The following is a 14,615-nucleotide window of genomic DNA, read 5'->3' as shown; positions in this document are numbered from 1 at the left end:
GAAGGTTATTTATAGTTTCTTTGAGTCGGTTTGATCACTTCATAATGGAGTGGCTCTTTGTGGAGCTCCCAGTTATGATCGCCTTTGTATTCCCATGCCGCTACATACATGTAGTTGACATCATCGCGCAGCGCTTCTCCATCGGGTGTCTGGTACTCTTCACGGAAATGGCCGCCGCAGCTTTCATTCCGTAGCAAAGCATCTTTACACATCAGTTCGCCCAGCTCAATGAAATCTGCTACACGGTTGGCTTTGTCCAGCTCGGGGTTCATTTCATTAATATCACCGGGAACACGCAGGTCGCTCCAGAATTCTTTCTTCAGCGCCTGTATTTCGCTGATGGCTTCTGTTAATCCCTGGCTGTTGCGCGCCATACCGCATTTCTCCCACATGATCTTACCCAGGCGCTTGTGGAAGCTTTCAACAGACTGCTTTCCTTTGATATTCATCAACTGGTGAATACGATCCGATACTGTTTTCTCTGCTTCTACGAATGCAGGGTGATCGGTACCTACCGCTTTGCTGTAAATCTCATCGGCCAGGTAATTACCAATGGTATAAGGAATAACAAAATAGCCATCTGCCAGACCCTGCATCAGCGCTGATGCACCCAGGCGGTTAGCGCCGTGGTCGCTGAAATTGGCTTCTCCCAAAGCATACAAGCCGGGTACTGAAGTCTGCAGTTCATAGTCAACCCACAATCCACCCATGGTATAGTGTACCGCAGGGTAAATACGCATCGGCACTTCATAAGGGTTTTCACCGGTGATCTTTTCGTACATGTCGAAAAGGTTGCCGTATTTTTCTTTCACTACTTCTTTACCCAATGCAATGATGTGCTCCAGGCTGGCATGGTCATCGCCATGTTTGTTGGCTTCGGTGCGGCCATAGCGTTCAATGGCTGAAGCGAAATCGAGGTACACGGCTTGTTTGGAAGAACCTACACCATATCCTTCATCACATCTTTCTTTGGCAGCCCTCGATGCCACGTCGCGCGGAACCAGGTTACCAAAGGCAGGGTATTTTCTCTCCAGGTAATAATCTCTTTGATCTTCGGGGATATCGCTGGGTTTGCGGTTATCGCCTTTTTCTTTGGGCACCCAGATACGGCCATCGTTACGCAGTGATTCAGACATGAGGGTCAGTTTCGACTGGTGGTCGCCGCTCACCGGTATACAGGTAGGGTGTATTTGTGTGAAGCAGGGGTTGCCGAACAAAGCCCCCTGTTTATGTGCTTTCCATGCGGCAGTCACGTTGCTGCCCATGGCATTGGTAGATAAATAGAAAACGTTGCCATAACCACCGGAGCAAAGCAATACAGCGTGACCGAAATGCCTTTCCAGTTTACCGGTTACCAGGTCGCGGGCAATGATGCCGCGGGCTTTGCCGTCGATCTTCACGATCTCCAGCATTTCATGGCGACTGTACATTTTCACCGTACCCAATGCCACTTGTCTTTCGAGCGCCTGGTAAGCGCCAATCAGCAATTGCTGGCCAGTTTGTCCGGCTGCGTAGAAAGTACGCTGTACCTGTGTACCACCAAATGAACGGTTGCTCAGCAATCCGCCATATTCGCGTGCAAAGGGTACGCCCTGTGCCACACACTGGTCAATGATATTGACGCTCACTTCGGCGAGGCGGTGTACATTGGCTTCGCGGGAGCGGTAGTCGCCACCTTTGATCGTATCATAAAAAAGACGGAATACACTGTCTCCGTCGTTCTGGTAGTTCTTGGCTGCATTGATACCTCCCTGTGCAGCAATAGAGTGCGCACGGCGGGGAGAATCCTGGAAGCAGAATGCTTTTACTTTATAACCCATTTCACCGAGCGATGCGGCGGCAGATGCGCCGGCCAGCCCGGTACCAATAACAATGATTTCCAACTTGCGTTTGTTGGCAGGGTTCACCAATTTACAATGGCCTTTGTAATCGCTCCATTTTTCATCTAAAGTGCCGGCCGGAATTTTCGCATCAAACATACGAGAGAGTTTATTGGTTTAATCAGTTGCTGTCTATATGTGAAGGGCTCACAGGTCCTGGCCCGTCATCAGATCCAGTTGAAATAAAAACTAACAGGCATCATGGCAAAAGCCAGGGGCACGATGATGGAGAAACCATAACCGATGCCGGTGAGCATGTTGTTGTATCGTTTGTTGTGTACACCCAGGGTTCTGAAGGCGCTCTGGAAACCATGTGCCAGGTGATAGGCCAGGGACAAACAACCGAGTATATACAATACCACGATCAGCGGGTTGGTGAACACTAGCTTCATTTCGTTAAAAAGATTGTGGTATTCTTTGCCATTGTAGGTAACAGTGGTTAGTTCGTGGATCTGTGCAATGCCTCCCAGGCGGCTGGGTGTCCAGAAATGATAAATGTGCATGATCAGGAACAACAACACCAGGGTACCGAGGATGCCCATGCTGCGGCTGTACCATTTGCTGCCGTTATTGCCGTAATCTACCGCATAACCCACCGGGCGCTTGCTTTTGTTCTGGGCAGTAAGCATAAATCCCTGAATAATATGTAAAAAGAAGCCAAGAAAAAGCCCTACTTCCAATACCCTCGGAACCACGGTGGCGCCCATAAAATGGGCCGCTTTGTTAAACATTTCGCCATCGTCATTCGCCCAAATGGTGGCATTCAATCCAACGTGAACAATCAGGAAAAGGATGAGGAAAATACCGGTGAAACCCATGACCAGTTTCTTTCCGATGGAAGAGGTGAAGACTTGTTTCCAGGTCATACTGCTAGTTTGTGTTTGAAGTAATCGGTGCAAAAGTAAGTCAGAAACAGAAACCGTCCACATAAAAATAGTTCCACAAATAATATTAGCGGGTTACATTTGGAATATGTTTAAATTATTAAGCATCTTATGGAATAGTTTCCGCATGGCCATGCAGGAATTGCGGGTGAACAAGCTCCGTACCTTCCTTTCGCTGTTCGGGATCACCATTGGTATTTTCTGCATCATCGGCGTGCTGGCTACGGTAGACAGCCTGGAACGCAAGGTGCAGAACGACATCAAATCTTTTGGCAGTAATACCATTTATATAGACAAGTGGAATTATGGCGGCGGCGAAGGTGGCGCTTATCCCTGGTGGAAATACATCAAGCGCCCGCCTCCGAAGATCGAAGAGATGAAATTCATCAAGGTCAAAAGCCGGCTGGCGGCCAATGCCGCCATGTTCGTTTCGAATAATGTAACCGTATTGTACCAGGACGAACAATTAAACAGCGTAAACATCTACGGTGTAACCGAGGAATTCACCAATATCCAAACCATCGATATCGCCTATGGCCGTTACCTGAACGATGCGGAGTTCCTGCGCGGCACACCTACTACTGTTGTAGGGTACCAGGTGGCTGAAGAGCTCTTTCATAACCCTGAAAAAGCAGTAGGGGCCGAAATTTCTTATAACGGCAAGAGGGTTACCGTGGTAGGGGTGATCAAAAAACAGGGTCAGAGCTTTGTGGGCGGGTTCGACTATGACAAGGCATTTATTGTTTCATACCGCTATTTTACCAGCGTGTATAATCCCAATAACAGCAACCCGTTCATCATGGTGCAGGGGAAAGACAATGTGGTTTCTTCGGCCCTGGCAGATGAACTGGTAGGAGTGATGCGGCAGATACGAAAGTTGAGCCCAGCCGATGAGGATAATTTCTCTTGTAACGATGTGGCCACATTCAGCGAACAGGTAAAAGGATTCTTCGGCCAGGTTAGCGCCGGCGGATGGGCCATTGCGGGTCTTAGCCTGATCGTAGGAGCATTTGGTGTGGCCAATATTATGTTTGTAACCGTTCGGGAAAGGACCAGCCAGATTGGACTGAAAAAAGCCATCGGTGCCAAACGCAGTACCATACTCACTGAATTCCTGTTAGAGAGCGCCTTTTTGTGCATCATCGGCGGATTGATTGGGTTGGGGCTGGTGTGGGTGTTGTCGCTGGTGTTGAGCAGTATTCTTCCTTTTCCTATTTATATCGCACCCAATATTATTGCGCTTGCCCTGAGCATTTGTATCATTTTGGGTATTATTTCCGGCATCATCCCGGCGTCTATTGCAGCGCGCATGGATGCGGTGGTGGCCATCCGGACTAAGTAAGCGGGAAATCAGCAGCTAATTTATCCAGCAAATTTGCCAATAATTGATTGGGCAAATTGCATTGATCGGCTTTATGAAGGATATCATCGCCGGTCTGCACAAAATCGCCTGGCACAAGTTCATCCCTTCCATGATCGATCATGTGCCGCAGGTTGCGGGGCATGGCTTCCAGGTGAAATTGCAATCCGATCACTTTGTTTTGATAAATGAATGCCTGGTTGACACAAGCGCTTGTTTGCATCAGGTGCAGCGCCTGGTGAGGCAGGTTGAATGTATCGCCATGCCAATGAAAGACCGTAAATGAATGCGGGAAGTCTTTGAACAACGCATGGGTTTGCGCGGCTGCTGTTAATGAAACAGGGAACCACCCAATCTCTTTTTGTTTGTTCGGATAAACTTTGGCGCCCAGGGCCGCTGCAATCAATTGTGCGCCCAGGCAAATGCCGATCACCGTTTTGCCTGCTTCAATAGCAGTCAGTATCCATTCTTTTTCTTTTTTTAGCCAGGAGAATGTAGCTTCTTCATAAACACCCATCGGACCACCCATAATGATAAGCCAGTCGAACGCATCCAATGAAGGGAAATGAAAATCTTCAAACAAATGTGTGGAGCTAAGTGTATGATGATGGCTGTTTGCCCAAGTTTCAATATAACCGGGTCCTTCAAAAGGCACATGCTGTAAGTAATGTATGCGCAGCTGGTTCATATAACCTGCAAGTTAATGCGATCCCTGTTTTATGCACAGGATGAACAGGCATTTATTACTTTTGCGTTTTAACTTTTAACTTTTCATGCGCCCGGTTACCATACTCGCCATAGAATCTTCCTGCGATGAAACATCTGCCGCAATATGTGTGGATGGAAAGATATTGTCCAATCATATTGCCAATCAAACCGTACACGAAAAATACGGTGGGGTAGTGCCGGAACTGGCCAGCCGCGCGCACATGCAGAATATCGTACCCGTTGTGCATTCGGCCTTGCAAACTGCTTTTCCTGGTGCGCCTGACTTAACCAGTATAGATGCTGTTGCTTTTACCCAGGCGCCTGGCCTGATTGGCAGCCTGCTGGTTGGTACCCAATTTGCCAAGTCGCTGGCTTTATCGCTGAATAAACCATTGATTGGTGTGCACCACATGCAGGCACATGTACTGGCCAACCTGATAGATGAGAACCGGCCGTCTTTTCCTTTTTTGTGTCTTACGGTGAGCGGCGGACATACACAGATCGTATTGGCGAAAAGTCCGCTGGAACTGGAAGTGATTGGTGAGACGATCGATGATGCAGCAGGAGAAGCGTTCGATAAAACAGCCAAACTGTTGGGACTTCCATATCCTGGCGGCCCATTGATAGATAAATATGCCAAGCTGGGAGACCCGCTGCGTTTCAAATTTGCCGAGCCGCAGATACCGGAACTGGATTTTAGTTTCAGCGGACTCAAAACATCGGTATTATACTTTCTGCAAAAGCAGGAGCCGGGCTTCATAGAACAAAACCTGCATGATCTCTGCGCTTCTGTGCAACATACCATCATCCATATTTTATTGAAGAAGGTAAAAAAAGCGGTGCAGGAAACCGGCGTAAAGCAAGTATGCATTGCGGGTGGTGTAAGCGCCAACAGCGGCCTGCGGACTGCTTTGCAGGAGCTGGGCGTTAAATACAAATGGCAAACCTTCATTCCTAAATTCGAATACTGCACCGATAATGCAGCGATGATTGCCATCACTGCGTATTACAAGTACCAGGCATCTCAATTCACTGGTTTGGAAGCGAGCCCCTCAGCAAGAGCAGAGTGGTAATGCCCTGACCGTCATCCTGAGCGAGCGAATTAATTAATCTTATGAAACTCCAGGTCCTGGAAATCAAAACTGAAATCCGTTAATGGCGATATGGGGCGCATGGTAATAGTAGCGCCTTTTCCGTTGATATCGAGACCGAAGTTTACAAAAGCATCCGCATCCATACTCCTATCGCGCCACTTCACTACAAAACTGTTGCCTTTATAAGGGAAGAGCTCTCCGGTTAATTTAGGAGAGCATTTGGAATCGAACCAGTATTTGCCATTCTTAACAGATATCATCACATCACCAAACCATACATCGCGGTAAGTGCCGGCATACTGATTGAAATCCATCTTTCCATTACTCCCTTTTTGTGCAGCTTCAATCTCATGCCAGATGGAATCGGTGAGGTGATTGGCCGAAGCAAGCATCTGGTTCCGCGAAGCAGCGTATTCTTTCACGCGGTCGGTTCCGCTGATATTGAAATAAGCATCTTTGATCTGGTTGGTAATAGATGAGAAAGCGCCACCTTCCTGTTGGTTGGTCAATACAATAATGCCGAGATTCAGTTCGGGGATCATGGTAATTTGTGTAACCATGCCTTCGAGTCCGCCGGTGTGACTCAGCTGTTTGTATCCTTTTACATCGCTGATGAAGAATCCCAATCCATAAGCGGCAAAATGCGTGTTATAGGGGCCGGGATTGCGAACCGGGATGATGGTTTGCGGCGTCCACATTTCTTCATGCACCATATCTGAAAACAATTGTTGGTCGCCATATTTGCCATGTGAGAGTTGCGTTAATACCCATTTATTCAGGTCTGCAACGCTGGAATTGATGCCGCCCGCGGCATGGCTTTCTCTAATGGTGTTGCGCGCGATCACCTGCACTTTGCCGTCTACCGGTGCATGGCCATCGATCACATTCGATTTGTCTTGGAGCCTTTCAAACGAAGTAGCCGTATGTGTCATACCCAGGGGCGTTAATATGCGTTCGGTTACAAAATCGTCCCAGCTTTTGCCACTCACCCGGTGCACCACTTCACCTGCAACGATGTACAGGTTGTTATCGTAATCGTATTTGGTACGGAAGCTGGAAACGGGTTTGAGAAAACGGAGATTGTATAAAATATCTTTCAGGGTAAAATCACTGGAATCGGGAAAGAACATCAGGTCGCCGGCGCCGAGTCCCATTCCGCTCCGGTGCGTGAGCAGGTCGCGTATGGTGAATTCTTCGGTTACGAAGGGACTATACAATTTGAATTCGGGAATATAATCGCGCACTTTATCATCCCATTTCAATTTTTTCTCGTCAATCAATATGCCCAATGCAGCGGCAGTGAATGCTTTGCTGTTGGAAGCAATGCCGAACAGGGTGTTCTCATCTACTTTTTGCATGGTGTTCAGCGAACGAACGCCATAACCTTTGCAATGGATCACTTTGCCGTCTTTGATCACCGATACGGCAATGCCCGGCACGTTGAAGGCTTTCATGGAACGTTGCACTAGGCTATCAATAGCCGTACTTGATAATGGCTGTGATTGCACAAGTGTAGCCAGCCCCAGGCAGAAGGTAGTAAAAAGCGTTTTTGTCATAGAGCAGTCTTTGGTCATTTTGCAGAGAATAAAGTCCAGGGATAAGCGCGCATGTTTTTCAGGTATTTCGATTGCCATGCGTATTCGGGGTGCGCTTTGTAAAAGGTTTCGCCGATGAAGTCCTGTCCGCATGGATGTCCCATGTGCGCCCAGAGTTGCATCTTGCCTGCCAAGGCGGCGGTGGTCACTTTTCCTTGTACAGCGCCCATGGGATAGTAAGGAGCAAGGTCCCATTCGCTGCAACCTTTGGCATCTTCATCGATATGTCCGCATACCACGCACTTGTTACTAGCCTGTTTTCCCTGTGTGGCATCGAAGTGGTCGGCTTCCAGTGTTTGGGCGGTACCGATGTCGAGCTTGCCTTTGAGGTCGAGCACCAATTGTTCCATGCGTAATTTGCGGCCATTGGGTGAAGTGGTTGGGTCGTTCACGTTGAATGTGGTTTCGTCTTTGATCAACTGCTCATCGCTGGGAAAATTGGAACCGATGATGGCCGTATCTTTTGAGCGCCATACACGGTAATGTTTCAATCCCAGCTCCAGTTTGGCCACTTCATTGGTCTTGGTATCGCCAATAAGCCAGTCGTTCGCGTACCCGCCATTGTTACCGGTAGTGAATATCCGCACCACATCGTCGATGCTGTTGCTGTATTGAGCCGCTTTACGCGCCCGCATGAATTCGGGAATGGCAGTGGTGTCAAAGCCTTTGAACTGGGTGATGGTGGTCTCCGTGATGAGTAACCCGTTGTTGGTGATGAGGAAATCGTCGCCGCTGTGGATGAAACCAGGCATGCAATCCATCAGTATATGGTTGCCTTTGGCAGGAACAATATCGGCAATCACATTCCAGTGTTGACCCATGATGTATTCGGTCCAGTTGTTATGCCCTATAACGATTTTGCCATCCTTGGTATAGCTGCCGGTAGCAATAAAAGCGCTGCAATTACCGGGGGCTTTGTTGTTGCCGCTGCCGGCTTTCGCCTGTTCCATCAAAGAGGGAACATAATAAAAAGCCAGTTCTTCAACGGCATTCAATGCGGTGATGTCAAGACTGTCGTAGTTTTTGTGCTGGGCCTGCAAGCCTTCCACGATGCCGTTGATCTCGTCTTTGTATTCTCGGTCGAGACGGGGCCAGAGAAAATCCCTGGCGCAGCTGCGGTAGAAATTCCAGTCCTTTTGTGTATCGTGCGCCAGCAGGTAACTGACAGCCTGTATGGTGGTATCAATATCATCACTTAATAAATAACCGTGCTGGTAGCCGATATCGGCGGGACTACCTTCCAGGTGTACATAGATCCATCCGTTTTTGTTTTCGCGACTGGCTTTGGCGAGGCGTTGACCGGGCTGGTTGTTGCGGCAGGCCATCAGGCTGAGGCAAAGCGCCAGCAGGCACAGGTGAGCAATCGTTTTCATGACAGGTTAAGTTATGGCTAAAGATATTGATTATGGCCGTGAACCCTTAATTTTGCCGCCGGAAAAATCAAGCAAGCAATGATCAGCGCAAGAAATATCACCCTGGCTTATGGTAAAAGGGTATTGTTCGATGAGGTGAACATCAATTTCACCAAGGGCAACTGTTATGGAGTGATAGGAGCCAACGGGGCCGGTAAATCTACTTTTTTGAAGATACTGAGCGGGGAGATAGAGCCTAACAAGGGGTCTGTTGAGATCACACCGGGAGAAAGGATGTCATTCCTGAAGCAGAACCATTTCGAGTTCGATGACTACACCGTATTGAATACCGTACTGATGGGCCACAAAAAAATGTGGGAAGTGATGCATGAGCGGGAAGCCATTTATGCCAAAGCCGATTTTTCGGAGGAAGATGGTATCCGCGCAGGTGAGCTGGAAGCGGAATTTGGTGAAATGGGCGGGTACACGGCAGAGAGCGATGCCGCCACCTTGCTGAGCAGCCTGGGTATCAAAGACGAGATGCACGGCAGCCTGATGAAAGATATTCCTTCCAACATGAAAGTGCGGGTGCTGTTGGCACAGTCGTTGTTCGGTAACCCCGATATTTTGCTGCTCGATGAGCCTACGAACGGACTGGACATAGAAACCATCGGCTGGCTGGAGAATTTCCTGGCCGATTATGAAAATATTGTACTGGTAGTGAGCCACGACCGTCACTTTTTAGATACGGTGTGTACCCATGTGGCCGATGTGGACCGCTCCAAGATCAAAGTGTTTACCGGTAACTATACTTTCTGGTACGAATCATCGCAACTGATGAGTCGCCAGATCAACGACAAAAACAAGAAAACAGAGGAGAAACGCCAGGCATTGCTCGACTTCATTGCCCGATTCTCGGCCAATGCTTCGAAGAGTAAACAGGCTACTTCGCGTAAGAAGGCTTTGGAGAAACTTACTATTGAAGAGATCGAACCATCCAACCGTAAATATCCCGGTATCATTTTCCAGCCACTGCGTGAAGTGGGCAACCAGATACTGAATGTAGAGAACCTGAAGAAGACAGTGGATGGCAGGGTGTTGTTCGATAAAGTAACTTTTGATATCAACAAAGGCGATAAGATCGCTTTCCTGAGCCGCGACCCGCTGGCGGTTACCAGTTTCTTTGAGATCATCAACGACAATGCAAAAGCAGATGCCGGAAAATATGAGTGGGGAACCACCATTACCAGGGCTTACCTGCCGTTGGAGAACAATGAGTTCTTCACGCAGGGGCTGAACCTGATGGACTGGCTGCGCCAGTTTGTGCCTGCGCATGTAACCGATGCCGATGAGCCGTTCATCCGTGGTTTCCTGGGCAAGATGCTGTTCAGCGGAGACGACATCATGAAAAAGACCAATGTACTGAGCGGGGGAGAGAAAGTGCGTTGTATGGTGAGCCGTATGATGCTGCAGAATCCCAATGTGGTTACGCTTGACCAGCCTACCAACCACCTCGACCTGGAAAGCATCCAGAGCTTCAACGATGGATGTAATACTTTCCCCGGTGTGGTATTGCTTACTTCGCACGACCATACTTTCATGCAAACGGTGGCTAACCGTGTGATTGAACTCACACCGAAGGGTATTATCGACAGGCTAATGACCTTCGATGAGTACCTGGATGACAAGCGTGTGAAAGAATTGCGTGAGGAAATGTATACTTCCTGATAGGAAAGTGTTAAGTATTTGCCGAAAATTTTCCCAAAGCCGCTGTGAAGTGGCTTTTTTGTTGAATGATAGCTTAGTTTTATGGGAACTAAAACTAAATAGTATGTCTGTAATCCGGTTGCCTTTACTTTATGTTGGAACATTGGGAGAACGTAGGCTCTATACTTTATTCGATAGTGGAGCAAACCTTTCATGTATTAGTTCTGAAGTGCTGACGGGAGTGGAAAAGGCAAGCCCTTTGGGCGTGAAGAGAAGGCTTGCAACGGCCAGTGAGGGACATTTTATGGAGATATCAGAGGTAGTCAGGTTGGATTTTTATATCCACGACGTACTCCTCAGTGATGAATTCCTAGTAGTTCCCGGATTGAGCGAAGAGTCGATCATTGGTGCGGCTACTTTGCAGAAGTGGCGGATCAGGCTCAATTTCGAACATGACGCAGTAGATGTAGACCCGCGGGTAGCCAAATTGCAACTGAAGAAAGGACAAGCTTTTGCTGTACCATGCTAAAACATTCAGAATCAATAAAATATTCCGGATTTGCCATCTATGATCTATTTTTGCGGCGGCAAAAAATGTGGATAACCAACTGTTGACAGATTTTCCAAATGGGGTTTATACCATCCTGTTGAGAAAATATTAAAAAAAGGAACTTTTTCTATTGAAAATCTGGGGTATTTCATTACCTTTGCCGTCCCGAAAAAAATAGAGTCATGGCAAGAGTATGTCAGGTTACCGGAAAGAAGCCGATTGGTGGTCACACTGTTTCTCACTCAAACATTAAGACCAAGCGCCGGTTCTTACCTAATTTACAGAAAAAACGTTTCTTTTTTGCTGAGGAAGACCGTTGGGTTACCCTTAAGGTTTCAACTGATGCTTTGAGAACGATCAACAAAAATGGTTTGGCTACGGTGATCAAAGAAATGAGAGCCCAGGGAGCTAAAATCTAACAATTAACAAAGTAAACTACCTACAATGGCAAAGAAAGGTAATAGGGTGCAGGTAATCCTGGAATGTACAGAGCACAAGACCAGCGGTCAGCCCGGTACAAGCCGTTACATCACCGTTAAAAACAAAAAGAACACTCCGGAGCGCCTGGAGCTGAAAAAGTTCAACCCCATTCTGAAAAAAGTAACCGTTCATAAAGAAATCAAATAACCATGGCAAAAGCAGCTTCTAAAAACGCGAAAGTAAAAGACCAGAAGGCAGCCGCTGAAGCTAAGAACTGGACTAAAGTGATCAAGGCTATCCGCAGCCCAAAATCAGGTGCTTATACTTTTAAAGAGACAATCGTCCACAAAGACAAAGTAAAAGATTTCCTGTCATCAAAATAATTGATCGGGTATCAACGATATTAAAAGCTTTCCGGCCAGCGGAAGGCTTTTTGTATTTAGTTGCGAATCAACTGACAACTATATGAGTTTACTCGGAAAACTATTCGGTAAAAAAGAAAAAGAAAGCCTCGACCAGGGTCTTCAAAAGACCAAGGAAGGTTTCTTCTCCAGGATCACCAAAGCCATTGCAGGTAAAAGCACGGTAGATGAAGAAGTGCTCGATAACCTGGAAGAAGCGCTGGTCAGCGCCGATGTAGGTATTGAAACCACCGTACAAATCATCGAACGCATTGAAAAAAGGGTAAAGCAGGATAAATATGTAAATACCGCTGAACTCAACAACCTGCTGCAACAGGAAATAGAAGCCATACTGGTAGACGCACCCGAACAGAACTACAAAGATTTCGATATCCCCGAAGGCAAGAAACCTTATGTGATACTGGTAGTAGGCGTGAACGGAGTGGGCAAAACCACCACCATTGGTAAACTGGCCCACAATTACAAAAAGGCCGGTAAACAAGTGATCCTGGGCGCTGCCGATACTTTCAGGGCCGCAGCCGTAGACCAGCTCACCATCTGGAGTGAAAGGGTAGGCGTACCCATTGTAAAACAAGCCATGGGCTCAGATCCCAGCGCTGTTGCATACGACACCGTCCAAAGTGCCATCGCCAAAAATGCAGACGTAGCCATCATTGATACAGCAGGACGATTACACAACAAAGCCCATCTTATGGACGAGTTGAGTAAGATCAGAAGGGTGATTCAAAAACTCATTCCGCAGGCGCCGCACGAAGTGATGCTGGTGCTGGATGGTTCAACCGGACAAAACGCTGTAGAACAAGCCAGGCAATTCACTGCTACTACAGACGTATCGGCTATTTCCATTACCAAACTCGATGGCACGGCTAAAGGGGGCGTGGTACTGGCCATTGCCAACCAATTTAAAATACCGGTCAAATACATTGGTGTAGGAGAAAAGATAGATGACCTCATCATCTTCGATAAACACGAATTTGTAGACAGCCTTTTTAACCTTGGCTGATACATACTTCTATGAAAAAATAAAAGGCAGCGCTAAACAAACGCTGCCTTTTATTTTAGTGTAAGCTGTTGTTTATTGTTAGAAAGTATACCTCACTGCCAATCCTCCCCATCCGCCTTCAAAATAATTGTAACCGATGAAGTTGAAAGATGGTTGCCAGTCGAAGCTAAGGTTAATGGGCGCGCCGGTAATCTTATAGTCAACACCCAGTACACCATCCACACCAATGGCGGTACCGCTGTTACGGTAAGGATAAGCCTGCTTCCAGCTATCACTCCAGAAACCAACGTGGCCACCGCCTCCAATGTACCATTTCAATCCGGGCGCTCCATTGAAATCGCCATGTACTTCGTAGAGACCGGTAAGGCGGAAACCATCATTGTTGAAGTAACCCAGACCTTCCAGTGCCCTGTTATTCTGTATAAAATGTTTAATCGTTACGGCGCCAGGATATACCTTCAAACCTAAAGCTGTTCTATACGTGGAACCCTCACTTTGTGCATGTACAGCTACTGCCGCAAATAGCACTGCTACTGCCAATAATAATTTCTTCATAACTTGTTTTTTAGGTAGCATACAAAATCATGCCAAAATGCAATATGTATTTATAGTTTGATAAAAATTAATGTATTAACCATTTTAAGTTATTATAGTTAGGTTTGCGCCATGCATACATTCAAGGAACTGGTTGATTCTTTTGAGACTTTTTTTACCAGGAAGCATTTTCCGCCCGCACCTGCTACACTCTATGAGCCGGGAGAATATTTTCTATCCCGCGGGGGGAAACGCATCAGACCGGTGATGTGCCTGATGGGCAATGAGTTATTTGACGCCATACAACCTGACAGCTGGGCAGTGGCCACTGCCATTGAGCTCTTCCATAATTTCACACTCATACACGATGATATTATGGACGCCGCCCCCTTGCGCAGGGGAATGGAAACCGTACACGTCAAATACGGTGAGAGCACGGCTTTGCTGGCGGGTGATGTGATGATGATCAGGGCTTATGAACAATTGAGCAATGTGCAGGCGCAGTACCTGCCAAGGATATTGCAACTGTTCAATAAAACCGCCAGGGAAGTATGCGAAGGACAGCAACTCGATATGGATTTTGAAAAAGCGCCATCGGTGCCGCTTGACGATTATATCCACATGATCACCCTGAAGACTTCGGTGTTGCTGGCCGCCAGCCTGCAAACAGGCGCTGTTTTGGGAGGTGCCAGTGAAGGCAATTGCCAGCATATATATGAGTTCGGTAAAAACCTGGGCATCGCCTTCCAGGTACAGGATGATTACCTCGACGCGTTTGGCGATCCTGAAAAGTTTGGTAAAGAAGTGGGAGGTGATATCAGGCAAAACAAAAAAACATTCCTGTTGCTGTATGCATTGGAAACAGCTTCGCCCGAACAACGGAAACAGCTGCAACAACTGATGCAGGAGAACCCGCCCGATAAAGTGCAGCAGGTACTGCAACTTTTCAGGGCTTGTAATGTAGATGCATGGGCCACAAAACTCAAAGACCAATACCTGCAAACCGCCCTGCATCACCTCGATGCCATTGCGGTGGTAAGCGCCCGTAAAAAACCTTTGCATGACCTGGCCGAATTTCTTATCCACCGCGAACATTAACACTTCAT

General features: G+C 47.4%; 15 protein-coding genes. 9 read left to right on the top strand and 6 right to left on the bottom strand.

Going from position 1 to position 14,615, the window contains the following annotated elements; genetic code table 11:
- Positions 1 to 5: 5 nt before the first annotated feature.
- Entirely contained in the window at positions 6 to 1,979 is a 1,974-nt protein-coding gene (locus SEDOR53_RS0113665) for a fumarate reductase/succinate dehydrogenase flavoprotein subunit (RefSeq protein WP_026770231.1), read from the bottom strand.
- Between the two features lie 68 nt (positions 1,980 to 2,047).
- Positions 2,048 to 2,746, bottom strand: a complete 699-nt coding sequence (locus tag SEDOR53_RS0113660; protein ID WP_026770230.1) for a succinate dehydrogenase cytochrome b subunit — start codon at positions 2,744 to 2,746, stop codon at positions 2,048 to 2,050.
- A 106-nt stretch (positions 2,747 to 2,852) separates the two neighbouring features.
- Here SEDOR53_RS0113660 and SEDOR53_RS0113655 point away from each other — a divergent pair, with 106 nt between their 5' ends.
- Positions 2,853 to 4,106, top strand: coding sequence for an ABC transporter permease (locus SEDOR53_RS0113655; protein WP_026770229.1), 1,254 nt, complete (start codon positions 2,853 to 2,855; stop codon positions 4,104 to 4,106).
- On the opposite strand, the gene SEDOR53_RS0113650 is transcribed toward SEDOR53_RS0113655, so the two are convergent.
- Complete coding sequence (locus SEDOR53_RS0113650) at positions 4,099 to 4,812, bottom strand: type 1 glutamine amidotransferase (protein ID WP_198018945.1); 714 nt, start codon at positions 4,810 to 4,812, stop codon at positions 4,099 to 4,101. The genes SEDOR53_RS0113655 and SEDOR53_RS0113650 overlap by 8 nt on opposite strands.
- 85 nt (positions 4,813 to 4,897) lie before the next feature.
- Between SEDOR53_RS0113650 and tsaD the strand changes: the two genes are divergently transcribed.
- The gene (gene tsaD, locus SEDOR53_RS0113645) at positions 4,898 to 5,905 is read left to right on the top strand and encodes a tRNA (adenosine(37)-N6)-threonylcarbamoyltransferase complex transferase subunit TsaD (protein ID WP_026770227.1); all 1,008 of its coding nucleotides are present in this window, start codon (positions 4,898 to 4,900) and stop codon (positions 5,903 to 5,905) included.
- Positions 5,906 to 5,934: 29 nt separating this feature from the next.
- On the opposite strand, the gene SEDOR53_RS0113640 is transcribed toward tsaD, so the two are convergent.
- Together SEDOR53_RS0113640 and SEDOR53_RS0113635 are read right to left on the bottom strand one after the other, a co-directional pair.
- Positions 5,935 to 7,482: a serine hydrolase gene (locus SEDOR53_RS0113640; RefSeq protein ID WP_037361328.1), complete on the bottom strand. Its 1,548-nt coding sequence runs from the start codon at positions 7,480 to 7,482 to the stop codon at positions 5,935 to 5,937.
- A 14-nt stretch (positions 7,483 to 7,496) separates the two neighbouring features.
- A complete protein-coding gene (locus SEDOR53_RS0113635) occupies positions 7,497 to 8,894 on the bottom strand; it encodes a C45 family peptidase (protein ID WP_026770225.1) in 1,398 nt (465 codons plus the stop codon).
- A gap of 78 nt (positions 8,895 to 8,972) precedes the next feature.
- On the opposite strand from SEDOR53_RS0113635, the gene SEDOR53_RS0113630 reads away from it, so the two are divergent.
- The 6 genes from SEDOR53_RS0113630 to ftsY all read left to right on the top strand — a co-directional run bounded on the left by SEDOR53_RS0113630 (position 8,973) and on the right by ftsY (position 12,975).
- Positions 8,973 to 10,601 carry an ABC-F family ATP-binding cassette domain-containing protein gene (locus SEDOR53_RS0113630; protein ID WP_026770224.1) on the top strand — a complete coding sequence of 543 codons (1,629 nt, stop codon included), beginning with the start codon at positions 8,973 to 8,975 and terminating at the stop codon, positions 10,599 to 10,601.
- 103 nt (positions 10,602 to 10,704) lie between these two features.
- Entirely contained in the window at positions 10,705 to 11,109 is a 405-nt protein-coding gene (locus SEDOR53_RS0113625; protein WP_026770223.1) for a retropepsin-like aspartic protease, read from the top strand.
- Positions 11,110 to 11,312: 203 nt separating this feature from the next.
- On the top strand, positions 11,313 to 11,549 hold the full coding sequence (gene rpmB / locus SEDOR53_RS0113620; protein WP_026770222.1) for a 50S ribosomal protein L28: 237 nt from the start codon (positions 11,313 to 11,315) through the stop codon (positions 11,547 to 11,549).
- Between the two features lie 25 nt (positions 11,550 to 11,574).
- Positions 11,575 to 11,757: a 50S ribosomal protein L33 gene (rpmG, locus tag SEDOR53_RS0113615; RefSeq protein WP_026770221.1), complete on the top strand. Its 183-nt coding sequence runs from the start codon at positions 11,575 to 11,577 to the stop codon at positions 11,755 to 11,757.
- Positions 11,758 to 11,759: 2 nt separating this feature from the next.
- Positions 11,760 to 11,933 (top strand): DUF4295 family protein, encoded by a 174-nt coding sequence (locus SEDOR53_RS18920; protein WP_084220435.1) that lies wholly within the window; start codon positions 11,760 to 11,762, stop codon positions 11,931 to 11,933.
- 82 nt (positions 11,934 to 12,015) lie between these two features.
- Positions 12,016 to 12,975 carry a signal recognition particle-docking protein FtsY gene (gene ftsY / locus SEDOR53_RS0113605; protein ID WP_026770220.1) on the top strand — a complete coding sequence of 320 codons (960 nt, stop codon included), beginning with the start codon at positions 12,016 to 12,018 and terminating at the stop codon, positions 12,973 to 12,975.
- A 78-nt stretch (positions 12,976 to 13,053) separates the two neighbouring features.
- Here ftsY and SEDOR53_RS0113600 read toward each other — a convergent pair whose 3' ends face one another.
- Entirely contained in the window at positions 13,054 to 13,530 is a 477-nt protein-coding gene (locus SEDOR53_RS0113600) for a hypothetical protein (protein WP_026770219.1), read from the bottom strand.
- Positions 13,531 to 13,641: 111 nt separating this feature from the next.
- On the opposite strand from SEDOR53_RS0113600, the gene SEDOR53_RS0113595 reads away from it, so the two are divergent.
- Entirely contained in the window at positions 13,642 to 14,607 is a 966-nt protein-coding gene (locus SEDOR53_RS0113595) for a polyprenyl synthetase family protein (RefSeq protein ID WP_026770218.1), read from the top strand.
- Positions 14,608 to 14,615: the final 8 nt, after the last annotated feature.

The sequence above is a fragment of the Asinibacterium sp. OR53 genome, assembly GCF_000515315.1.
In the GTDB taxonomy this organism is placed as follows: domain Bacteria; phylum Bacteroidota; class Bacteroidia; order Chitinophagales; family Chitinophagaceae; genus Sediminibacterium.
Note: the sequence above shows the minus strand (reverse complement) of the source record. Positions and strands in the feature narration are given on the sequence as shown.

Excerpts from the sequence above, each read along its gene's own strand:
- SEDOR53_RS0113600 (WP_026770219.1), bottom strand. The coding sequence starts at position 13,530 with ATGAAGAAATTATTATTGGCAGTAGCAGTGCTATTTGCGGCAGTAGCT.
- SEDOR53_RS0113630 (WP_026770224.1), top strand. The coding sequence starts at position 8,973 with ATGATCAGCGCAAGAAATATCACCCTGGCTTATGGTAAAAGGGTATTG.
- SEDOR53_RS0113625 (WP_026770223.1), top strand. The coding sequence starts at position 10,705 with ATGTCTGTAATCCGGTTGCCTTTACTTTATGTTGGAACATTGGGAGAA.
- SEDOR53_RS0113655 (WP_026770229.1), top strand. The coding sequence starts at position 2,853 with ATGTTTAAATTATTAAGCATCTTATGGAATAGTTTCCGCATGGCCATG.
- SEDOR53_RS0113595 (WP_026770218.1), top strand. The coding sequence starts at position 13,642 with ATGCATACATTCAAGGAACTGGTTGATTCTTTTGAGACTTTTTTTACC.
- SEDOR53_RS0113640 (WP_037361328.1), bottom strand. The coding sequence starts at position 7,482 with ATGACAAAAACGCTTTTTACTACCTTCTGCCTGGGGCTGGCTACACTT.
- SEDOR53_RS0113665 (WP_026770231.1), bottom strand. The coding sequence starts at position 1,979 with ATGTTTGATGCGAAAATTCCGGCCGGCACTTTAGATGAAAAATGGAGC.
- SEDOR53_RS18920 (WP_084220435.1), top strand. The coding sequence starts at position 11,760 with ATGGCAAAAGCAGCTTCTAAAAACGCGAAAGTAAAAGACCAGAAGGCA.
- rpmB (WP_026770222.1), top strand. The coding sequence starts at position 11,313 with ATGGCAAGAGTATGTCAGGTTACCGGAAAGAAGCCGATTGGTGGTCAC.
- SEDOR53_RS0113660 (WP_026770230.1), bottom strand. The coding sequence starts at position 2,746 with ATGACCTGGAAACAAGTCTTCACCTCTTCCATCGGAAAGAAACTGGTC.
- SEDOR53_RS0113635 (WP_026770225.1), bottom strand. The coding sequence starts at position 8,894 with ATGAAAACGATTGCTCACCTGTGCCTGCTGGCGCTTTGCCTCAGCCTG.
- SEDOR53_RS0113650 (WP_198018945.1), bottom strand. The coding sequence starts at position 4,812 with ATGAACCAGCTGCGCATACATTACTTACAGCATGTGCCTTTTGAAGGA.
- ftsY (WP_026770220.1), top strand. The coding sequence starts at position 12,016 with ATGAGTTTACTCGGAAAACTATTCGGTAAAAAAGAAAAAGAAAGCCTC.
- rpmG (WP_026770221.1), top strand. The coding sequence starts at position 11,575 with ATGGCAAAGAAAGGTAATAGGGTGCAGGTAATCCTGGAATGTACAGAG.
- tsaD (WP_026770227.1), top strand. The coding sequence starts at position 4,898 with ATGCGCCCGGTTACCATACTCGCCATAGAATCTTCCTGCGATGAAACA.